This is a genomic window from Ruminococcus bromii (assembly GCF_928721825.1).
Taxonomy (GTDB): domain Bacteria; phylum Bacillota; class Clostridia; order Oscillospirales; family Acutalibacteraceae; genus Ruminococcoides; species Ruminococcoides bromii.
In genome coordinates this window covers 862803-885615 of the sequence record NZ_CAKMVP010000003.1, presented here as the reverse complement: position 1 = coordinate 885615, position 22813 = coordinate 862803, and the positions used below count along the sequence as shown (strand labels likewise).

At 40.9% G+C, this 22813-nt stretch carries 22 protein-coding genes; 16 read left to right on the top strand and 6 right to left on the bottom strand.

The genetic code is table 11. The annotated features are described in order from the left end of the window. Positions 1-40: 40 nt before the first annotated feature. The 5 genes from QDI94_RS04485 to QDI94_RS04465 all read right to left on the bottom strand — a co-directional run bounded on the left by QDI94_RS04485 (position 41) and on the right by QDI94_RS04465 (position 3696). Positions 41-346, bottom strand: coding sequence for a hypothetical protein (locus QDI94_RS04485; protein WP_278867481.1), 306 nt, complete (start codon positions 344-346; stop codon positions 41-43). Positions 347-352: 6 nt separating this feature from the next. Then, the gene (locus tag QDI94_RS04480) at positions 353-1546 is read right to left on the bottom strand and encodes a M56 family metallopeptidase (protein WP_278867479.1); all 1194 of its coding nucleotides are present in this window, start codon (positions 1544-1546) and stop codon (positions 353-355) included. A gap of 60 nt (positions 1547-1606) precedes the next feature. Continuing rightward, a complete protein-coding gene (locus QDI94_RS04475; protein WP_101029169.1) occupies positions 1607-1987 on the bottom strand; it encodes a BlaI/MecI/CopY family transcriptional regulator in 381 nt (126 codons plus the stop codon). Between the two features lie 298 nt (positions 1988-2285). Then, positions 2286-2999, bottom strand: coding sequence for a queuosine precursor transporter (locus QDI94_RS04470; protein ID WP_015524165.1), 714 nt, complete (start codon positions 2997-2999; stop codon positions 2286-2288). Between the two features lies 1 nt (position 3000). After that, positions 3001-3696, bottom strand: a complete 696-nt coding sequence (locus QDI94_RS04465) for a radical SAM protein (RefSeq protein WP_278867475.1) — start codon at positions 3694-3696, stop codon at positions 3001-3003. A gap of 421 nt (positions 3697-4117) precedes the next feature. Between QDI94_RS04465 and QDI94_RS04460 the strand changes: the two genes are divergently transcribed. The 12 genes from QDI94_RS04460 (at position 4118) to QDI94_RS04405 (ending at position 14585) form a co-directional block, all read left to right on the top strand. Beyond that, complete coding sequence (locus tag QDI94_RS04460; RefSeq protein ID WP_278867473.1) at positions 4118-4612, top strand: YceD family protein; 495 nt, start codon at positions 4118-4120, stop codon at positions 4610-4612. Between the two features lie 27 nt (positions 4613-4639). After that, positions 4640-4828, top strand: coding sequence for a 50S ribosomal protein L32 (gene rpmF, locus QDI94_RS04455; RefSeq protein ID WP_015524162.1), 189 nt, complete (start codon positions 4640-4642; stop codon positions 4826-4828). A 156-nt stretch (positions 4829-4984) separates the two neighbouring features. After that, positions 4985-6292 carry a DUF512 domain-containing protein gene (locus tag QDI94_RS04450; RefSeq protein WP_278867470.1) on the top strand — a complete coding sequence of 436 codons (1308 nt, stop codon included), beginning with the start codon at positions 4985-4987 and terminating at the stop codon, positions 6290-6292. A 4-nt stretch (positions 6293-6296) separates the two neighbouring features. Further along, the gene (gene der / locus QDI94_RS04445; RefSeq protein ID WP_278867467.1) at positions 6297-7619 is read left to right on the top strand and encodes a ribosome biogenesis GTPase Der; all 1323 of its coding nucleotides are present in this window, start codon (positions 6297-6299) and stop codon (positions 7617-7619) included. Beyond that, entirely contained in the window at positions 7619-8344 is a 726-nt protein-coding gene (plsY, locus tag QDI94_RS04440) for a glycerol-3-phosphate 1-O-acyltransferase PlsY (protein WP_101029164.1), read from the top strand. The genes der and plsY overlap by 1 nt, the downstream gene beginning before the upstream one ends. A gap of 113 nt (positions 8345-8457) precedes the next feature. Next, complete coding sequence (locus QDI94_RS04435; RefSeq protein WP_015524159.1) at positions 8458-8799, top strand: histidine triad nucleotide-binding protein; 342 nt, start codon at positions 8458-8460, stop codon at positions 8797-8799. 15 nt (positions 8800-8814) lie between these two features. Next, positions 8815-9351, top strand: coding sequence for a phosphoribosyltransferase family protein (locus tag QDI94_RS04430; RefSeq protein WP_015524158.1), 537 nt, complete (start codon positions 8815-8817; stop codon positions 9349-9351). Between the two features lie 367 nt (positions 9352-9718). Further along, complete coding sequence (locus QDI94_RS04425; RefSeq protein WP_278419714.1) at positions 9719-10246, top strand: hypothetical protein; 528 nt, start codon at positions 9719-9721, stop codon at positions 10244-10246. Between the two features lie 12 nt (positions 10247-10258). Further along, positions 10259-12502: a ComEC/Rec2 family competence protein gene (locus tag QDI94_RS04420; protein ID WP_278867463.1), complete on the top strand. Its 2244-nt coding sequence runs from the start codon at positions 10259-10261 to the stop codon at positions 12500-12502. 1 nt (position 12503) lies between these two features. Further along, the gene (holA, locus tag QDI94_RS04415; protein ID WP_278867461.1) at positions 12504-13547 is read left to right on the top strand and encodes a DNA polymerase III subunit delta; all 1044 of its coding nucleotides are present in this window, start codon (positions 12504-12506) and stop codon (positions 13545-13547) included. Continuing rightward, the gene (locus tag QDI94_RS04410) at positions 13547-14125 is read left to right on the top strand and encodes a toprim domain-containing protein (RefSeq protein ID WP_101029210.1); all 579 of its coding nucleotides are present in this window, start codon (positions 13547-13549) and stop codon (positions 14123-14125) included. Before holA ends, QDI94_RS04410 begins: the two co-directional genes overlap by 1 nt. Before the next feature lie 67 nt (positions 14126-14192). Then, entirely contained in the window at positions 14193-14585 is a 393-nt protein-coding gene (locus tag QDI94_RS04405) for a putative ABC transporter permease (protein WP_176790637.1), read from the top strand. Between the two features lie 45 nt (positions 14586-14630). On the opposite strand, the gene QDI94_RS04400 is transcribed toward QDI94_RS04405, so the two are convergent. Then, positions 14631-15929, bottom strand: a complete 1299-nt coding sequence (locus tag QDI94_RS04400) for a hemolysin family protein (RefSeq protein WP_278867459.1) — start codon at positions 15927-15929, stop codon at positions 14631-14633. Between the two features lie 234 nt (positions 15930-16163). On the opposite strand from QDI94_RS04400, the gene QDI94_RS04395 reads away from it, so the two are divergent. From QDI94_RS04395 to QDI94_RS04380, 4 genes are all read left to right on the top strand, one after another. Next, entirely contained in the window at positions 16164-16970 is an 807-nt protein-coding gene (locus tag QDI94_RS04395) for a ClpP family protease (protein WP_278867458.1), read from the top strand. 143 nt (positions 16971-17113) lie between these two features. Beyond that, positions 17114-18073, top strand: coding sequence for an undecaprenyl-diphosphate phosphatase (locus QDI94_RS04390; protein ID WP_278867456.1), 960 nt, complete (start codon positions 17114-17116; stop codon positions 18071-18073). Positions 18074-18094: 21 nt separating this feature from the next. Then, entirely contained in the window at positions 18095-20851 is a 2757-nt protein-coding gene (locus QDI94_RS04385; RefSeq protein WP_278867454.1) for a DNA translocase FtsK, read from the top strand. A 30-nt stretch (positions 20852-20881) separates the two neighbouring features. Further along, positions 20882-22795 carry a YgiQ family radical SAM protein gene (locus QDI94_RS04380; protein WP_278867451.1) on the top strand — a complete coding sequence of 638 codons (1914 nt, stop codon included), beginning with the start codon at positions 20882-20884 and terminating at the stop codon, positions 22793-22795. The last annotated feature ends 18 nt before the right edge of the window (positions 22796-22813 follow it).

Here is a 22813-nt window from a genome sequence, read left to right as displayed (position 1 = left end):
AACAGATTTGTGTCTGTTTCGCCTTTGTTGTTACTGTTGATTAACCTTTGTAGTCAATCCATTCGTCATCAACCCATTTTTGTCTTGTTTCGTTCCATCTTCTGTACTGGAGCTGACCACGACTTCCACGACGCCATTTTATAACTATTTTATCCGCTCTCGGCTGGATAGAAGTTGAATCGGCACCGCTCTCCAAAGATGAACTGTCAGGAGTTGCGGTTTCAATAACTATAACGCTGTCGGGGGTTGAATCTGTTTCTGCTGCACTTGCAACCATAACGGTTCCCTGTGCGATAATTGCTGCCATAATAAATGCTGTGAAAATTTTTGCGGCTTTCTTTTTCATCTGTTATTACTCCCTTAATATAAGACAATAATTATAGTAGCCGTTTTCTACATCGGAGTATGGAATAATAATAGAATCATCTTTTGTATAGACAATGCCTTTCTTTTCATCGTAAGGCTCAAAAATAAGGTGAGTGGTTTTGTCTTCTTCAACATACACATACATATTTGTTTCGTCATACACTTTGACACTATCGTTGTATTCACCCGATTCAATGAGATCGGCTACACAATCCTCGTATGTCGTGTCCCAACCGGGGACAATCAAAAAGCAGTATGAAGCAAAGAATATACCGACAATAAGCAATGCCATAAAAGCTGTAACAATATTGTTTATAATTGTCTGCTTTTTCTTCGGGTACAGAATCATTTCCATTCTGCTTACAATTTTTTCGCCCTTTTCGTTGGTTACAAAACTCATTCCGACAAGCGCACTTTTCAGTGCAGTTTCCCTGTCGCTCTCTTCACTTTCTTGTTGTTCTTTATAGGCTTTCATTTGCGTTACAAGAACTTCGTAATAAACAGTACATCTGTTCTCGCTAAGCTCGCTTGTAACACGCTTGTCACACCTTAGCTCAAGACAGTAGGTTAAATCTTTTTTCAAAAGGTGGACAAACGGATTCCACCAAAAGATTCCGCAATAAAATTCCGTCAGCAATTTAATCCAAATATCCTTGTTCTTTATATGACAGCATTCGTGCATTGCGATATATCCAAAATCCCTGTCGTCAAATTCACGATTCGGAATAAGAATAACATGATTGAAAAATCCGTATGTAACAGGGGAGATAACGCAATCGGTAATTTTTAGCTTAACTTTTCTTCTGATTCCGCACTTTTGCGAAATGAGGTCAAGCTTTGCCTGCATTTCGGGTGTGCCGTCAATAACATTTGCTTTCAGAGCTTTGACTGCTTTGTAATACTTAATCATCACCCATAAAATGTATATCACACTTCCGACAATCCATACTGACACAAGCAGATTGAGCAATGTGAATTCAGGAACAAACACAGCTCCCTTGTCGGGGGTCAGGACATTCATTATAGAGGCATATACATTGTGATCGGAAAATGTATATGTAAATTTGAATTCAAACGGCAGAGCCATTCTTGCAAATGTTACAGCATACAATCCCAAAATTGTATAAAGACCGTAGTAATTAGAAAAGGCAATCTTTTTTCTGAAAAAGTAAAGCAGCACTATAAAAATGCTGCTTATTACAATAGAAAACAAGAATGAATAAAAACTTATTTGCATAGATTATTTGCCGAGTTCTTCGCGACGCTTTTTAAGAAGAGCCTCAAGCTTATCGAAAATTTCTGAGCTTTCGGTTTTCTCAATAAGCTCGGAGAAGAGAGTCGGAATATCGCTGTCGGCAAAATTCGGTCTGTCCGAAATCTGCTTGATTGCATAAGCGTCCTTTGTCATTGTAGGAACAAAAGTACGGGCATAGTTCTTAGTCATCTGCTTAACGCCGACAACCTTAATCATGTCCTTTTTGAGAAGAGAATTGATAAGAAGGTTAATGTAACTCTTTTTCCATGTTTTGTTTACAGCCTTTTTAACAATTTCTGAGCTTGTGAGCGGCTCATCGAGGTCCCACAATAAGTACATAATTTCTTCTTCACTTTTAGTAAGCATAATATTTACCTCCAAAAATTAAGTTTATAAATAATATTAAGCATTCAACTTGCCTTCATTATACTATTTGGTACAGAAAAAGTCAATAAAAATCTTAAAAAATTATGTGGTTTAGGATAAAAACAGCCAATTTTGCACATATTGTTAAAAAATGACTATAAAAGAGCGGAATATTACATATTATAAAAAGCATAATATTGTGGATTGTACACACAAACTTCAAAAAACAAAAACAAGTCACCGCAAAGAATATTGCGACGACTTGTCTTTTTATTGAAAATATTCAATTAAGCTGTTTTTATTCCGAAATCTTTTTCTGTTCCTTTTTATCGTGAATAAGTCTTGCAAGATAAACCGCAGGCGTGTCGAGCAGGCTTGTAAAAATGTAAATTACATAGCTTGACAAAAAGATTGAAACGAGTGTTCCGAAATCATAAGTTCCCCAAAACGCAAAAGCGGTGAAAAGGGCTGTGTTAAGAATTTGACTGATAAGCGTTGAACCGTTGTTTCTCAGCCATAAAAATCTTCTCTTGTCACCGAATTTCTTTTCCGTGAACTTCCACCACTTGTGATAGAGCCACACATCAAACAGCTGACTTATCGCATATACAATAAGTGATGCAAAAATCATTCGGGGAGTGTTTGAGAAAACCGCCTTGATTGACGGCATAATTGTGTCGTTCGGACTCGGATTGTAAAGCATCCAGCTTTGTGAAAGCACAAGAAAAAATACCGATGAGAGTATTCCTGTAAGAACCGCCTTGTTTGCGGCTTTTTTGCCCTCACATTCCGAGAGAATGTCCGTAATCAAAAATGTTACCGCAAAAAGCACATTTCCGAGAGTCTGTTCCATTGAAAAAGCGTTTACAAGGATTAAAGCCTCAATGTTTGCAAGAATTGTCGCAACGGCTGAAATGCAGTAAAGCCCGGCTTTGCCGAAAAGAGCATAGCCTAAAACTGCCATACCGTATATGAATACCACCGAGAATATAAGCAAAAGTTCATTTATCATATCAGTCACCAACCCCAAAATCCGTGTTGTTAATTAAAATATCCGTCCTCTTGTTATCCTTATATATAGGATAGACCTTCTGCATAAACTCTTTTATGACAGCCTTATCGGGTTTGACTCCCGTGGTGTTGTCACACATAATGTTGACGCAGATTCGTTCAAAATACTTTAATCCCAGTTCAATGTCATTTTGCATTGTTTCGGCTGTCTGTCCTTTAATTCCAAAAAGGAAATTAGCTTCGTCGAAATTCTCTGCAATAACAGCGGGACTGCTCTCTTTGATTCCTTTTTTCAGGACATTTTCTCTGAAATCGCAGTCAAAGGTTTCAAGACCGAGCTTCATTTTCAAATCAAAATCCGCAAAATCTTTTCTGAGCTGACTGATTTTGTTACGATAAAGGTAATGTGCCTCAAAATGAATGGTACTTATCTTTTTTTCTTTGCACACCTGTTTGATAAAATCAAGTGTTTTTTTGTCAAGCTCAAAAACCGAGCCTGAGTTAATGACCTCAAGGTCACCGAAAATTCCCGTAACTTTTTCAAGCACGGCTTTGTTAAGACGAAAGTTTTCGTCCTCGTCACTGCACCTGTCGGTGTAGTAGTCGCAGAAGATGCATTTTTTGTAAACGCAACCGCTTCCACGCAGAAGAACAATCTCCCGATTGTTCTTTTCATTGATAATACTGTATCTCTCCATACTCTCTTTCCGGCACAAAAAAAGCACCCACACAAAAGAGGGTGCAAAAAGGGCGTAAAAAGCCCTGTGCCTTTCTCCTTAGTTTTGATAGAAGGAGCAGCCTATCAGCGTCCTTCCGGCAGGATGGTTACGAACTGCCACACAGTATGCTATCACAAATTCCGCTTTATGTCAACTGCAATTTATTATTGCATTATATATGTTTAAGGGGTATAATAGAAACCGAAAATCAAGTGCAAAGTAACTTCTTGAACAACCTTGCAGGCTTAAAATTCCATATGGGAAAATTAGCTAACATTGTCATAAATTCCCGAAAAAAACAGCCTATTTTCTTGTATTTTTTAGTTGACAAAGGGACAATCCTTTTGTATAATAATAAACAGCGTTTTAATATGTGTCTATGCTGTCAAGAGGTGCAGATATGCTTTTTGAGCTTAAATCCGTCTTTCAAAATGACGGTGAAGAAAAACAAGTTGAATATAAACTTGACTTGTCAGGTCTTGATGTTGACGGGGTTTATCCATTCAAAACTCCCGTTGTCGTGACTGCTAAAGCAACAAACAGAGCAAGTTTGATTACTCTTGTAATCAACGCACACTTTGATTACAGCCGTGACTGTGACCGTTGCGGTGAGCCTTATACAAGAGAGATGAATATGAGCTTTGAACACATGCTTATTCAGACTCTTGCCGATGAGGACAATGACGACTATATTGAAACACCTGATTTTACACTCGAGCTTGATGATGTTGTAATTTCTGACATTTTTCTTTCGCTCCCGTCAAAGAATCTTTGCAGGGACGATTGCAAAGGTCTGTGTCAGATTTGCGGACAAAACCTCAACAACGGTGAATGTTCCTGTGATAAGCGTCAAACGGATCCAAGACTTGAGATACTTAAACAGTTGATTGACTAAGATAAATTTTGTAAGGAGGTTTTTGTAATGGCAGTACCCAAGAACAAAACATCACACGCAAGAAAGAGCTCAAGACGTTCAACAGTATGGAAGATCAATGCTCCTGAACTTACTGCTTGTCCTAACTGCGGTGAATTAACAGCAGCTCACAAGGCTTGCACAAACTGTGGTATGTACAACGGCAGACAGGTTGTTGTAAAGAAAGACGAACAGTAATTTTTTATTACAAGCATTACGGGCGGCAGTTATCTGTTCGCCCTTTTGTTTTGCAAAATTTACGAATTATTCAAAACAATCTGCAAATCTGTTGATTAAAAACGCTGTTTTGTGTAAAATAAATGTGTGTATAAAAATCTTTTGCGAGGTGAAGGTGTGGCTGTTAAAATTTATGATGTCACAATCGGCAGTCATGCCGACAAAGCAGGAATAAAAAAGGGAGAAACCCTTCTTTCAATCAATTCAAACGAGATTGTCGATGTTCTCGATTACCGATTTTATCAGGTAAACCGCAAGCTTACTCTTGAGGTTGAGGATGAGGACAAAAATGTCCGTACCGTAGAAATGACCAAGGGCGAATATGAGGAAATCGGTCTTGAGTTTGAAACCTATCTTATGGACAAACAGCATTCGTGCCGCAACAAGTGCATTTTTTGCTTTATTGACCAGCTTCCGAAGGGTATGCGTGAGTCGCTCTATTTCAAGGACGATGACAGCCGACTTTCGTTTTTGTTCGGCAACTATATCACGCTGACAAATATTACAGAGCACGAAATTGACCGAATTATAAAAATGCACATAAGCCCGATAAATGTGTCGGTTCACACAACAAACCCCGAGCTTCGTTGTAAGATGATGAATAACCGCTTTGCAGGCGATACATTGAAATATCTCAAACGCTTTGCAGACGCAGGAATAACGCTTAACTGTCAGATTGTTTCCTGTCCCGGAATTAATGACGGTGACGAGCTTGTCAGAACATTGACCGATCTTGAAAGCCTCGGTGTTAATATGACTGCGATTGTTCCTGTAGGACTTACACGCTACCGTGAAAACCTTTATCCGCTTGTTCCTTATAATAAGGAAACGGCAGGGCAGACAATTGATATAATTGAAAAAATGGGTGATGAGTGCGTCAAAAAGCACGGCAGACGAATTTTCTTTCCGGGTGATGAATTTTACCTCCTTGCCGAAAGAGAAATCCCGTCACCCGAATTTTATGAGGACTTTTCCGCTCTTGAGGACGGAATCGGTATGATTGCGTATCTGACCGATGATGTCGGCTGGAAGCTTGAAGAGCTTGATGCAGACGAAAGCCTTTGCCATAAGGTAACAATTGCCTGCGGTGAGGGAGTGTTTCCGTACATGAAGCGGATTATGTCGATGATTAACGAAAAATTCCCGAATATAACTATAAATACAAGGGCGATTAAGAACAACTTTTTCGGCGGCGGAGTAAATGTGTCGGGACTTGTCACGGGCGGTGATCTTATTGATCAGCTCCGTGACGATGACCTTGGTGACAGGCTTATTATCACGTCATCAATGCTCCGTTTTGAAAACGATTTGTTTCTTGATGATGTTTCAACAGATGATGTTGAACGGGAACTCGGTGTAACTCTTGTTCCCGTCAATAACAACGGAAACGACCTTGTAGAGGCTGTAATTGCAGGAAAGGACTGATAAGATGAACAAACCCGTAATTGCCGTTGTCGGCAGACCAAATGTGGGAAAGTCAACGCTTTTCAATAAACTCATCGGTCAGAGATTGTCAATTGTTGACGATACTCCCGGTGTTACCCGTGACAGAATATACGGTGAGGTGGAATGGTGCGGAAAAACTGCCTTTATTGTTGACACAGGCGGTATTGAACCGAAATCAGATGATATTATTCTTGTGCAGATGCGCCGTCAGGCTCAGCTTGCAATCGACACGGCTAATGTTATTATCCTTGTAACAGACTGCAAGTCGGGCATGGTGGCAACGGATATGGATGTTGCGCAGATGCTCCAGAAGTCGGGCAAGCCTGTTGTGCTTTGTGTAAACAAGTGTGACACACTCGGCGAACCGTCACCTGAATTCTATGAGTTTTACAATCTCGGTTTGGGTGATCCTATCGAGGTTTCAGCCGTTCACGGCTACGGTACGGGCGACCTTTTAGACAAGGCTTTTTCAAGTTTTGATTATGATGAAAATGCGGAAGATGACGGCACAATTATCAATGTTGCGGTAATCGGAAAACCGAACGCAGGCAAGTCATCTCTTGTAAACAAAATCACAAACGAGGAACGCTGTATTGTGTCCGGTATAGCAGGCACAACCCGTGACACAATCGACACGCTTGTTGAAAATAAGTACGGAAAGTTCAACTTTACCGATACCGCAGGACTTCGCCGTCAGAGCAAAATCTATGATAATATCGAAAAATACAGTATTATCCGTGCAAAAATGGCTATTGAACGCAGTGATGTGTGCGTTATTATGATTGATGCGACAGAGGGCGTTACAGAACAGGATACCAAGGTTGCAGGTCTTGCGCATGAGGCAGGCAGAGCGTGTATAATTGCCGTAAACAAGTGGGACGCTGTCGAAAAAAACGATAAGACAATGCAGGAGTTCCGCAAAAAGCTTGACGCAGATTTTGCGTTTATGTCATATGCGCCGAAGGTATTTATTTCCGCAAAAACAGGTATGCGTATCGACAGGCTGTTTGAATATATCATAAGCTGTAATGACAGCGCAAACCGCAGAATCAGAACAGGTATGCTCAACGAACTTCTTGCACAGGCTACAACAAGAGTTCAACCGCCGTCAGACAAGGGTAAGCGACTTAAAATTTTCTATATGACTCAGGCTTCCGTAAAACCGCCGACATTCGTTTTCTTCTGCAACAATGCACAGCTTTTCCACTTCTCATATCAGCGTTATCTTGAAAACAGAATCCGTGAGGCTTTTGCTCTTGAGGGTACGCCGATCAAAATTGTGGTAAGAGAGAGAGGAGAAAAGTAATGGAGCATATTTCGGCAATTTTAGCAAACTGCTGGTGGATGATTCTGCTTTCGGCATTGATTGCGTATCTTCTCGGCAGTATCAACACGGCTGTTCTTGTCACAGGCATTGTGACAAAGGGCAAAAAGGATATCCGTCAAATGGGCAGCGGCAATGCAGGCTTTACAAATGTACTGCGTAGCGTCGGTAAAGTACCGGCAATCATCACAATTGTGTGTGACGCACTGAAGTGTATTATCGCCGTGCTTATCGGAGGTTTCATCTTCTCGTTTGCATCGGTTGCATTTCAGGGTGAAAGCCCTGTTTTTATAAACGAGCTTATCAACTGCGGAAAATATGTTGCAGGTATTTTCTGTATTCTCGGACATTCATACCCCGTGTATTTTCACTTTAAGGGCGGTAAGGGTGTTGTAACCGCCGCCGCTCTTATGCTGACAGAGGATTGGCGTGTATTCATCGCAATTATTGTAACCTTTCTTATTATCTTCCTCTGCTCAAAAATCATATCACTTGCAAGTGTTCTCTGTGCGATTCTCTATGCGCCTTACACCTTTGCAATGACATTTATCTTTGACTTCATAATTTACAAGGATTATTCTCTTACATATGTAATCTTCTCAACTGCGGCGGCTCTTTTAATTGGTGTTTTTGTTCTTGTAAAGCACAAAGAAAACATCAAAAGACTTCTTAAAGGTGAAGAAAAGAAAATTACAGCCAAAAAATGACGGCAGTATTGACCGAAAAGTGATTTAGTTGTACAATAACTTTGGTATGATATTTATTATATTTTAAATATTTCTGATACGGAAAATAAATTATATTGAGAGGTTGAATTAAAATGTCAGATTGTATTTTCTGCAAAATCGTTGACGGCTCAATTCCGTCAAAAAAAGTTTATGAAGACGAAAAAATTCTCGCTTTCTATGATCTTGAACCACAGGCTCCCGTTCATGTGCTTGTAATTCCAAAGGAACACATCTGCTGTGCAGACGCAGTTAATGAAGAAAATGTCGGCAATATTGCTCACATTTTCACTAAAATTCCCGAAATTACAAAATCACTCGGACTTACAAACGGATACCGTATTGTAAATAACTGCGGTGAGGACGGCTGTCAGAGCGTAAAGCATATGCATTTCCACATTCTCGGCGGCAAAAAGCTCAATGGCACAATGGCATAAGAAGGGACTGCAATAATGGATACATATAAGATTAATATTGAAGGACTTGACAGAGAACTCAGAAAATTCCCTGTAAACGATAAGCTTGATATTGCCGCATTTATTATGTTTGGTGACATTGAGATGACAGAGGTTGCCGCAAGAGAACTCCTCAAGCGTGTTCCCGAACACGATGTCGTTGTGACTGCCGAAGCAAAGGGTATTCCGCTTTGCTATGAAATGGCTCGTCAGGGCTGCAGAAACTATGTTGTTGCAAGAAAAAGCGTTAAGGTTTATATGGGCAATCCTATCGGAGTGACCGTTAATTCAATCACAACAAAAAATGAACAGAAACTCTACCTCGGCGAAGATGATGTAAATCTTCTCAACGGCAAGAGAGTTCTTCTTGTTGATGATGTAATTTCAACAGGCGAAAGTCTTCACGCTCTTGAAACGCTCGTTGAAAAAACAGGCGCAAATATCGTTGGCAGGGCATCAGTCCTTGCCGAAGGTGACGCTAAGGACAGAGATGACATTATATTCCTCAGCGAACTTCCGCTTTTCTTTAAGTAATACTGAGTAATTATAAAATCAAATTTAAACAGCTGTTGAAGTGTGCAGATTATACCGTCCGCATATTTTGACGGCTGTTTTCCTTTTTTATACCATAGATATAAAGTGTAAAAATTAAAGTGTAGAAATTGTTCAACTTATAAATAATTGAATAGAAACAGTGGTGAATAGATAATTTAATGAGAAGAGATAGCAGCAAAATAAACAAAAATATAAATATTTTTAAAAAATAATATTTATATTGACAAATGAAATTCTATATGATATTATAAAAATACCAAAAATGATATACTTGAAGTAATAAAAATGGACTAATTGTTTTTTGTAGATAAAAATAACCAAATAAATAATAAAAGGAGATGCCATTATGAAAAAAGTATGTTTATGCCTTGCTTTTGTGTTGGCAGCGGTATGTATTCTATGTTCCTGCTCTGATTTACCTGCACCAAGTACCTCTGAAACCGTGAATCCTTCCGTAGATGTTACTTTGAAAAAGTGGGAAGATTGCGGAGCGAGTATTGATAAAGCGGAAGAAATTTCCGGAATTAAGTTTGGCGAAAGTTTGAAAAATATTGTAAGTGTAAGAGCTATTCCATACACGGCGATCGAAGTGGTTTGTTCGTTAGATAAATCTGCCTCTGACAATACTGTGACCTTGCGCAAGGCTGTCAGCTATGCTGTAAAAAACAGTGAAAATCTCAGCGGAGTCAATACAAACGGACTTTCTCCCACAATGGCGACTTTTGAAATTAAGGGTGCGAATTTTGTAAATGAAAAAGGTAAAATTGTAGTAGGAGAATATAATGATAACAATTATAAATATTCTTTTTATTGCAAAAAAGGATTGAATGGTAACCGAGTGTATAATTATATTAAAAAAATGATTACTGAATAAGGATTGATTTTTATGAAACGGCTGTTTGGACTTATAGGATTTACTTTCCTGTTTGTCCTTTCAGCCGTTTTTTATTCGGATTTTAATGAAATTGTCTTTGCAATAATCGGCTCGTTAGGAGTGTTATCCGTTGCAGTAGGTATATTCTTAATTATTTCAAAGAAAAATAAATCATTCGGCAAGTCGCTGTGTGTATTTGCTTTTGCTGTAATATATTCTGCGGGCAATATAATCGGTTATTCCGAATATATTAACAACACGATTATAAATAAATATTCCGATATAGAAATTACAGCAAGCGGATATATTTGTGATGAAATCATCACCACCGATTCATCATGCAGTTTCGTAATCAAAACCGACAAAATCAACGGTCAGCCGTCAGATGCAAAAATTCAAATTATTTCATATACAAATGTTGATGCAGAGCCTTTTGAAAAGGTCAACTTCACGGCTCATACATACAAGAATAATGTAAACTCACAGATCAGTCACGGAATTTTTCTGAAAGCATATTCCTATGACGGCTTTAAAATCGAATCGACAGGGGAGAAAACAACAACCTTCTATTCACTTGCGGTTTCAATAAGACGGGCAATGAAAAATTCCCTTGATATGCTGTTGCCGGAGGATTATTCAACGCTCTGTCGTGCCGTTCTTTTGGGCGAGAAAACAGCTCTTGATTCAAGCGTTAAAGATGATTTTTCATTGACAGGCACTTCGTTTTTGATAGTGGTTTCGGGAATGCATCTTGTTATAATCACTTCGTTTGTATTGTTTTTGGTAAGAAAATTAACAAAAAACAGATTTTTGATAACAGGTTTTACCACATTCACGGTTATTGCTTTTATGGCTGTAACGGGCTTTGCACATTCGGTTGTCCGTGCCGGAATTATGATGATAATTGTGTCGCTTGCATCGTCAAATCTCAGAATAGCCGACTCGCTGAATAACCTTGGTTTTGCCGCAATTGTCCTGACAGTCTTCAACCCATATGCGGTAGCAGATATCGGAATGTTGCTCTCATTTGGGGCAACAGCAGGCATAATTCTGTGGTCAAAACCGATTGAACGCTCTGTGCTGAGATTCTTTCACTACCAAAACGAGCGTAAGGACGGTTTTGTCGGAACGGTTGTCTATTATATCAAAAGGCTGTTTAAAATCTGCGTAAATATGCTGTCAGTTTCAGTATCTGCATTTCTGTGGATTTTGCCGATAACCGCTGTTGCATTCAACAGAATTTCCCCGACAGTCATACTTGTTTCTCTGTTATGTGAACCGTTTGTTTCGGCACTTTTGGTGTGTTCTCTGCTGTCTTCGGTACTGTTTATCTGTCCGTTTATATCATTCCTCGCATACCCGTTTGCGCTCGTTTCGGGATTATGTTCAAAGGCAATTTTGTGGTTGGTGTCAACTTTTTCGCAATTCCCGTTCAGCACAGTCAAAACCCATTCGCTCTATTGGTTTGTGTGGATAGGCGTCAGCATTTTTCTTGCAATCGGCGGATGGTTTGCCATAAATAATCGAAAATTCTATGTTAAAATTTCCGTTTTGTTATCAGCTTCTGTCCTTATAATCGGTGCTTCACTCAATGTGCTTTTAACAGCCGATAACGGTGAAATGAAAATTTACAGTGTCGGCAACGGTGTTTTTGCAACCGTAAATTGTCCCGACAGCTGTTCCGTGATTTCATGCGGAGGCAACAGAGCAAGCGCAGATGATGTGACAGCCGATATCAGCGAAAGCTATTCCGATATTGAATATATGATAATTCCAAATCAGAATAATAAATACTCTTCTTTTGAACGCTTTGCAGTCACAAAATTTGACTTGAATAATATTTTGGTATATGATAGTGATATTGAAAAACAAAACCTTTTGAACGCTTTTGACGGCAACAGCCGACAGACTTTCGGCGGAAACCGGCGTTTTACGCTGAATCTTTCCGATACGGTGACGGATGAGGTAATCTGCGAAGATAACACAATGTTCCAGTATATAAAAGGGAAGAGTGCGACAGCTTTGTTTGTTCCGTCACACGGAGATGTTTTAAAGCTACCTGAAAAATATCGCAATCCCGACTATTTGCTGATTGATTCCGTACCCGAAAATTCCGAATTGATATCATGCAAAGCCGTGATATTTTCGGGAACTGAAAAGCAGCTTCAAAAGCGTTATGATTCTATAAAAGAAATCAGCCCGACAGTTATTCCAACCGCCGACGGCAGTATAACGGTAAATTTGAACGGAGGATAAAATGCCACGCATTACAGAAGCAGACCTGAAAAAACAAATCAAGAACAAAAGTTTTTCGCCTGTTTATCTTATTTACGGCACTGAGCAGATGTTTGTAAAAAGCTATACCCAAAAGCTTCGGGAAGCTGTTGCAGGCAAAAATCCCAATAATTTTAACTGTCAAACCTTCAGCGGTGACATTAACCTTTCGGAGTTGGCAACAGCACTTCAAAAAACACCGTTTATGGCAGAGAGAAACTGCGTTGTTGCAAGTGACATATACTTTGATAATATGTTAAAGGATGACCTTGACACATTTAGGGAGCTGGCAGGCAGGGCTTGGGACGGTACTGTTTTCATTGTTTCAATGCCGACTTATATTCCTTCAAAGAATAAAAACTCGTTTAATGCACTTGTAAAGCGTATTGAAAAAATCGGAAGCGTATGCTGCTTTGAAAAATTCAATTCGCAGATTGTTGAGAAATATGTTGCAAAGTGGGCAAACGAAAACGGCAAGCTGATTTCACACCTGAATGCCACAAGGATAATTTCCAATGTAGGCGAGGATTTAAATCTTCTGAAAAACGAGGTCAACAAAATTGCCGCATATGCAAAGGGTGAGGAAATTACCGACCGTGACATCGACCTTTTGTCAACCGTAAACCTTGAAACGAGAACCTATGATATGGCTGACGATGTTATCAACGGCAGAGGTGACAGAGCTTTTAAAAAGCTCGATATACTTTTCTGTCAGCGTGAAGAGCCGATTAACATTCTATATGCGCTTTCGTCCGCCTATGTTGACGCGTATCGTATGCGTGTTGCTGATGAGTGCGGAATAAGAAAAGAAACCGTGGCAAAGGATTTTGCCTACAAAAACCGTGCGTTTGTGTTAAACAGGGCGAGAACCTCCGTTTCAAGAACCTCAACCGAGGCACTTCGGAAAAGCCTTGATGTGCTTGTTGAAACCGATGAAAAGCTGAAATCCGTTTCTGTCAACCAAAGGTTTTTGATTGAACAGCTTATTTCCCGTTTGCTTCTGATTGCAAAGGAGGGCAGAGTCTGATGCTCAAAATCCGTGAGGCAGTCATAGTTGAGGGCAGATATGACAAAATAAAGCTTTCATCAATTGTTGACGCCCCCATAATTGAAACCAACGGTTTCCGTGTTTTTTCCGACAAAGAAAAACAGTCGCTTATCCGCAAAATTGCCGAAACAAGGGGAATACTCATAATGACAGACAGCGACGGTGCAGGCTTTGTAATAAGAAATTTTCTCAAAGGCTCGGTCGATAATTCAAAAATTAAAAATTGCTATATTCCGCAAATCAAGGGCAAGGAAAAACGCAAGATAAAAGGCGGTAAAGAGGGGCTTTTGGGCGTTGAAGGAGTCAGCGATGAGGTTATAATAAATGCAATCCGTAAAAGCGGTGCCGAGATAATCGGCGAAGAAAATAATATTCCCGAAAGGAAAATTACTAAAGCCGACCTCTTTGTCCTCGGACTTACGGGAACTGAAAATTCAGAAATCAACCGCAAAAAAATTCTTAAAAAACTCGGTCTGCCGTCATATCTTTCAACAAACGCATTTTTGACCGCAATCAACTGCCTTTATTCTCTTGAAGAACTAAAAAGTATGCTGTGATAAAATAAAAATTACATAAGCTAAATAAATCACCTGTTTCCGTGAAAACTAAAACAGGTGATTTTTTATGAAAAAAAGTTTAAGACTGCGTAACGATTGCATTCTTTTTTCAATAGGCGGGGCAGGCTACGCTCTGCTTGAAATTTTGTGGCGGAGAAAAACTCACTGGTCAATGGCGGTCACTGGTGGAACTGCGTTTGTGTCGCTTTTCAGATTTTACAAGCATTTTTCAAAAATGAATATGCTGCAAAAATGCATATCGGGCAGTGCGATAATTACCGCACTTGAATACTGCTGCGGCTGTGTTGTCAATCTGAAATTCAAGCTTAATGTGTGGGATTATTCCAATTGCCGACTTAATTTTAAAGGGCAGATTTGTCCGTTTTACAGCACCTTGTGGGCTTTTCTTTGTATTCCTGTCAGCGCATTATGCACTTCTCTCTGCAAAAAAATACAGTAAAAAACAGGAGCGGTAAGTAAAAATACTGCTCCTGTTATGTTTTGCTTATTCGGACTTTTTGTCCTCTTTTTTTTCATCGGATTCGTTTTCTTCGGCGGTATCGTTTTTCTTGACAACAACCCGTAAAATACGCTGATCCTTAACCTCCATAACGGTAAACTTAAAGCCGTCGGCGTCAATGTTGTCACGCTTGTGGGGAATTGTTCCTGCATGCTCAAGAATATATCCTCCGACTGTTACGCTGTCACATTCAAGGCTGTCCTCGTCCATATCAAACAGACCGAGCATATCCTCAAGCTCCATATCACCGTTTACAAGGAACTCACCCTTGCCGATTTTGTAGTAGTTATGCTCAATTTCCTCGTCCTCGTCCCAGATTTCGCCGACAATTTCCTCAAGCAAATCTTCCATTGTAACAATTCCGAGTGTGCCGCCATATTCATCCGTAACAACCGCAAGATGAATTTTTGTGCGTTTGAATGCACTCAGAATTTTTGAAAGCTGTTGTGTTTTGAACACAAAGTAAGGCGGCTGCATAAGCTCCTTAACATCGGGAGCTTTGCCGTCTGCAAGTCGTTCAAGATAATCTCTTGTGTGAAGAATACCGACAACATGGTCAACCGTGCCTTCATACACGGGGATTCTCGAATAGCGGTTTTCAATGATGATATCCTTGATTTTTTCAGGTGAATCATCAATGCTTATGAATGTAATATCAACTCTCGGTGTGAGAATTTCCTCAGCAGTAGTTTCGTCAAAGTCAAGTGCGGAGCGAACCATTTCGCTTTCGCTCTCTTCAAGAACGCCTTCTTCCTCGATGCTCTCAACAATGTATTTAAGCTCGTTTTCGGTAACTGACGGAGCGTCGCCGCTGCTGCCTGCAATCTTTAAGGCAATCATTTTGAACCGTGTGAAAATCCACACCAGCGGTGTAAGGATTGCCATAAGTCCTCTGAGCAATCCGGCTGTTTTGAGTGAAAAGGCATCGCAATGCTCCTTTGCAAGGCATTTCGGTACAATCTCACCGAAGGTCAGCACAAGAAAGGTTGTTGCACCGGTTGCAATTGCCGAGCCTGCGTCACCGAAAAGATTCATACATAGTACAGTCGCAATTGAAGAACAACTCAGGTTTACAACATTGTTGCAGATGAGAATTGTTGTAAGGGCGTTGTCGAAATGCTCGATTATGTAGAGCGCTGCTGCCGCTTTTTTGTTGCCGTCATCCTTGTAACGCTGAACACGCACCTTGTTTACAAAGGAAAATGCCGTTTCAATCGCAGAAAAAAATGCAGAAAACGCAATAAGAACTAAAATGACAACACCCATAATTATGTCAGATGTCAACTGAATATCACTCCATAACAACTTCCGACAGGTTCTGTCGGGATAATATTTCTTTTATACTACTATAATTCTTTAAAATAATTATTGCTTATTAGAAATAAAGAAATAAAATTATTGAAATAACTTTGCTAAAATGATATAATGAAACGGTAATGTGCCGTGAATGTCCTAATTTGATGTGCGGTATACATTTTATGCGCAATTTCGGAGAAACTATTCTCGGAGGTGCATACAATGCCACAAAAATCAAAATCTTCTAAAACCTCTTTAAAAAAAGGAAACTTTGTTAAAAATCCCGCTTTGGAAGATGAACCGCAAAGGCTTGCAAACGACAGCCCCATAAGTGAAGAACACACTGACCAAATTGACGAAACAGGTTCTGTTCTGACAACTCACAAGGACTGCGTTTTTCATTGTCTGACAATTATAGGGCAAATTGAAGGTCATTACATTCTTTCACAGCAGAACAAAACAACGAAATATGAGCATGTTATCCCCCTGCTCGTTTCGGTTGAGGAGGACGAAAGAATTGACGGTCTTCTTGTGCTGATTAACACGGTCGGGGGAGATGTTGAGGCAGGACTTGCAATTGCCGAGGTGATTTCGGGAATGAAAAAGCCGACTGTTTCAATTGTTCTCGGCGGAGGTCATTCAATAGGTATTCCGCTTGCTGTAGCGGCTGACAAGAGTTTTATTGCCAAAAGTGCTTCAATGACGGTTCATCCGGTCAGGTCAACAGGGCTTACACTCGGAGTTCCGCAGACATTTGAATATTTTCAGCGTATGCAGGACAGAATCACAACATTTGTTGCCGAAAATTCCAATATTACAAAGGATCGTTACAACCGGCTTGTACTCAACACAGGCGAGCTTGTAATGGATATCGGGACTATTCTTGAGGGAGAAGAGGCTGTTGAAGAAGGCTTGATTGACGAGGTCGGAACAGTTTCCGACGCCATCGACGCTCTCTACGGTTTGATAAAAGAAAACAAGAGCAGGTCAAAGCCTAAAAAATCCCGCTCAAAAAAGCAGGAAAAATAATTTCGGGCATTTTGCCCGAATACATATATACCGTGACGCTTATGATTTTTATGAAATCCGAAATGCCAACCCACACGGCATTTCAGCGTACAAATAATAAAGAAGATTTTTAAAACTTATTTTTTTGGAGGGAATACATAACCATGTCAATTTTAGATGCTATTATTCAGGGTATTGTTCAGGGACTTACCGAATTTTTGCCCGTATCAAGCAGCGGACACCTCGCAATCACACAGCACATTCTCGGTGCAGGCACAGGCGAAAGCAATCTTTTCTTTAATGTAATGCTCCATGTCGGCACACTTGTTGCCGTTGTTGCATTCTACCACAAACTTGTGTGGGATCTTATCAAAGAATTTTTCCTTATGCTCAAGGATATTTTCACAGGAAAGTTCAAATGGAGCAAAATGAATTACAACCGTAATCTCGTTGTAATGCTCATCATCGGACTTATTCCGCTGTTTTTGCTTTTTCTGCCAATCCCCGGAACAGATATGAAACTCAAGGACCTTGCAGACCGGCTTTCCGCAAGTCCTGTTCTCATAGTAACTGCCTGTTCGCTCATTCTTACAAGCGTACTTTTAACAATCGGTATTATCCGTAACCGCAAGAGTGTTGCCTCAACTCACAAACATCTTGCAACAAAGAGCAATGCCAAGGCAACAAGAGATAATTTTAATGTTGTTGACGCAATCCTTGTCGGTGTAACACAGGTTTGTGCCGCACTCCTTCCGGGACTTTCCCGTTCAGGCTCAACACTTGCGGTCGGTGAGATGAGAGGAATCTCAAAGCAGAAGGCACTTGACTACACATTCGTACTCGGTATCCCTTCAATCCTTGCGGCGGCACTTCTTGAGGGTGTGGATGCAATCAAGTCACCCGAAGGTTTAAGCAATATTGAATTTCTTCCGCTGATTATCGGAATGGCGGTTTCCGCAGTTGTAGGCTATCTTGCAATTGTAATCTTTAAGTGGTTCTTAAAATCCGACAAAATGGAAATTTTCGTAATCTACACAGCTATTGTCGGTGTTGCATTTATTGTAATTTCAATCATCGAAATGAATACGGGCGTAAACCTTTTCACAGGTGCGCCAATTGCATAAATTTTAAATGGAGTGATTTTATTGGCAGCTAACAAAAATAAAGCTGACAAAACTAAAAATACTGCGTCGGGAAGAAAAAAGACTTCTTCAAAAACCTCATCAAAAGGTGCAAAAACTGCAAGCCGAACCAAAGCATCCGCTGTTCCGAAAAGGAGCAGCGGACTTTCGCCGCGTGTAAGGGCAATTCTCTATGCCGCCGTTGCGGCTGTTTTTGTCTGTATAATTTTCATTAAAGGCTCAAATGTCTGGACAATGATACGCAGTTTCTTTTTCGGAGTTCTCGGCTTCGGAATTTTTCTTGTTCCCGTAACGCTTTTCTATTTATGTGTTATGACCGAAAAGGAAAAGCAGGTTGCACGCTATAAGCTGAAGCTTTTTCTTTGTGTCGTCATAATTCTGTTTATCGGTGCGTTGATTTATGCAGGCAGCGGTGCAAAATATTCGGATATGAACTTTTTTGCGTGTCTTGGCAATCTGTTCAAGGATGCCTCCGACACCTCAAGGTATATGACTTTCGATTGCGGAATAATCGGCGGATTGCTCGGCTATCCGCTTGTTGTCCTGTTCGGCAGTACAGCCGCACTTTTTACAAGCTTTGTTGTAACAGCCGCACTTGTTCTTATTGTTGCGAACATTTCAATTAAGGATATGACAGCGGCGGCGTCAAGAACAGCCGTACATATCCGTGAAGCGAGTGAAGAGATGGCAAGAGCACGCAGAGAACGCAGAGAAGAAAACCGTGAGAGAAAGCTTGCCGAAAGAGGCAATATCGACATTGCGCTTGAAGGTGAAAACAGAAAGTCCTCGGGAAGTTTTATTGACATTCCGCTTGATGACAAAAAGACAAAGGTCAAGAAAGCAAAGTCGGCAGTAAACGGAATTGACACGGATATTGCCGATTCAAAGGAAGAAAATGCCGCAGACAAGGATCTGTCACAGGATCTCATCAACATAATCAATCGTGCAAGCAAGCCTATGGGCAAAAGTGCCGATAACACCGTTTCGGCACTTGCAGAGGATATTTCAAATGAAAAGTCAGCTTCCGATGCCGAATATCTACAGAATGAGTCTGATTCCAAAACTGAAAGCATCGCTAAAAAAGCACTTCTCAAAAGCAAAAAAGACAACAGCGAGGAGGCCGGCGATGAAATTGCGGAACAGCTTGACAGAGCTGTTCGTTCTGATAATTCTCAGAGCGAAGAGAAAAAATATCAGTTCCCACCGATTCAGTTGCTCAAGCCGAAGCTAAATTCCGATGACGGCGACGCAATGGAAGAAATGCAGAATAATGCCAAAAAACTTATTGATACCCTCACAAGCTTTGGAGTTAAGGCAAGCATTGTAAATATCTGCCGAGGTCCGTCCGTAACACGCTATGAGTTACAGCCTGCCCCCGGTGTTAAAATCAGCAAAATTACAAATCTTTCTGATGATATCGCACTCAACCTTGCCGCAAACGGCGTTCGTATTGAAGCGCCTATCCCGGGCAAAGCCGCAGTCGGAATCGAAGTTCCGAACAAGGTTGTAAGTATGGTAACAATGCGTGAACTGATTGATTCGGACAAGTTCAAAAACAGCAAGAGCAAACTCACAACCGTTCTCGGCAAAGATATTTCGGGTGAAATCGTAGTTACCGACCTTGCCAAAATGCCGCACTTGCTCATTGCAGGTACTACGGGTTCAGGTAAATCCGTATGTGTAAACTCAATTCTTATGAGTATTCTCTACAAGGCGACTCCCGATGAAGTAAAGCTTTTGCTTATTGACCCGAAAATGGTTGAATTTTCAAAATACAAGGGTATTCCGCATTTGCTCATTCCCGTAGTATCCGACGCAAAAAAGGCGGCGGGTGCGCTTGCATGGGCAGTAAACGAAATGCTCCAGAGATATAAAATTTTCTCCGAATACGATTGTAAGGATATTGATTCATATAATTCTCTTATCGAAAAAAATATGAATTATATGGAGAAAAATCCACCTGTTGTTAATGAAGAGGGAGAAGAGGTTCAGCCTGTTCTTGAAGTGAACGGACTTCCCGTTGCCAAAGAAAAAATGAGCCGTGTTGTAATTGCAATTGACGAGCTTGCCGATTTGATGATGGCGGCTCCGAGCGAGGTTGAGGACTCAATCTGCCGACTTGCTCAGATGGCTCGTGCCGCAGGTATGCACCTTATCCTTGCAACCCAAAGACCTACCGTTAATGTAATCACAGGTCTTATCAAGGCGAATGTACCGAGCCGTATTTCACTCAAGGTAAGTTCAAACACAGACTCCCGTACAATTCTTGATACAGGCGGCGGTGAAAAGCTGATTGGCCGAGGCGATATGCTGTTTTTGCCTGTAGGCGCTCCAAAGCCTATTCGTGTTCAGGGCTGCTATGCTTCCGATGAAGAAATCGAGGGCGTAACCCACTACATAAAGAAAGCGTATTCGGCTCAGTATAATTCTGAAATCGAAGAAAAAATCAAGAGAATTGCAGCTGAAGAGATTGCTCAGGGCAAAAAATCGGGTGACTCCGATTCAGCATCTGACGAAGGTCTTGATGTTGACAGCAAAATGGAAGAGGCAATCAAGTGCGTAATTGAGGCAGGACAGGCGTCAACCTCACTCTTGCAGAGAAGACTCAAGGTCGGCTACGCAAGAGCAGGCAGAATGATTGACGATATGGAACAAATGGGAGTTGTAGGTCCTCATCAGGGTTCAAAACCGAGAGATGTTCTTATGACCTACAACGAATGGCTCGAACGCAGAAATGCACTTGAAAACAGAGCCGATTGATAAACATTGAAAACAAAAGGAGGGTTCAATATGGCTTTTTTACCGATGAACGCAAAGGAAATGCGTGATCGAGGTTGGAGCGAAGTCGATTTTGTATATGTTTGCGGTGACAGCTATGTTGACCATCCGTCATTCGGTGCGGCAATAATCACGAGAGTTCTTGAGGATTGCGGTTACAAAACAGCATTCCTTGCACAACCTAATTGGAAAAACGATGATGATTTTACACAGTTCGGTAAGCCAAGGCTCGGTTTTATGGTGTCAGCAGGCAACATTGACAGTATGGTTGCCCACTACACGGTTGCAAAGCGTAAAAGACATGATGATGCCTATACGGCAGGCGGTAAAAACGGCAGGCGTCCCGACAGAGCCGTCACCGTTTACTGCAACATAATCAGAAAGCTATATCCCGATTCTCCCATTATAATCGGAGGTCTTGAGGCATCACTCAGAAGATTTGCTCATTATGATTATTGGAAAAACGAGGTAATGCCCTCAATTATTTTCGACAGCAAGGCAGATTTGCTTGTGTACGGAATGGGCGAGCTACAGACAATTGAAATTGCAAAAAGACTTTCCGAGGGCTATCCTGTTGAATCGCTTTACGACATCAGAGGTGTTTGTTATAAAATTCGTACAGACGATTATGTGCCAAAGTCGGTTGTCGAACTTCCAAGCTACGAGCGTGTAAAAGAGGACAAGCGTGACTATGCAATTGCATCACGCAGGGAGCTTGAGGAGGCTGATGCAGTAAGGGGCAAAACCCTCATTCAAAGGCACGGAAAGTATATTCTTGTGCAGAATCCTCCGATGCAGCCGCTTGACACAAAACAGCTTGATTATGTCTATTCTCTGCCGTATGAGCGTTGGTATCCAAAGTGTTATGAAAGTCTCGGCGGCGTACCCGGTATCAACGAAGTACTGTTTTCAATCACACACAACCGTGGTTGTTTCGGTGCTTGTAATTTCTGCTCACTCGCATTTCATCAGGGCAGAGCGGTAACCGTCAGAAGTGAAAAGAGTATTATTGAGGAGGCTGAAAGTTTTCTTGATAATCCACGATTCAAGGGCTACATAAGCGATGTCGGAGGACCTACCGCAAACTTCAGACTTCCGTCATGCGAAAAGCAGAAAAAGCTCGGACTTTGTAAAAACAGAAGATGTCTTGCACCGACACCCTGTCCGAATATGCAGGTGTCGCACACGGAATACCTTGATATTCTGCGAAAGCTGAGAAATCTCAAGGGCATTAAAAAGGTGTTTATCCGCAGCGGAATCCGTTTTGATTACCTTATTGAAGATGAAAATGACGAATTTTTCCGTGAACTCGTAAAGTATCACATCAGCGGTCAGCTGAGAGTTGCCCCCGAGCATTGTTCAGCGGCAGTTCTCGACAAAATGGGCAAGCCGCATATTGAAAGCTACAAGCGTTTTTGTAAGATGTTCTACGATTTTACGGGCAAGGAAAATAAAGACCAGTATGTAGTGCCGTATCTGATGAGCTCACACCCCGGGTCAACACTTTCGGATGCCGTAGAACTTGCACTTTTCTGCAAGCGTGAAAACATTCACCCAAAACAGGTTCAGGACTTCTATCCGACTCCGGGTACAATTTCAACGAGTATGTTCTATACGGAGCTTGATCCGTACACTCTCAAAGAGGTTTATGTTCCGAAGTCTGAAAATGAAAAGGCAATGCAAAGGGCGTTGCTGCAGTATTTCATTCCCGAAAACAAACCGCTTGTAATCAAAGCACTCATCAAAGCCGGCAGACGGGATTTAATCGGTAACGATAAAAAATGTCTTGTAACTCCGATGGCAGGACAAACACAGGGCGGTTACTCAAAGCAGAACAACAACCGCAATTCGCAGAATCAGAAGGGAAGAGGCAAAAACGGCAAAGATAAGTTCGCAAAGTACAGACGAAAAAATAAAAAGAAATAAAATCTTTTTCATACTGAA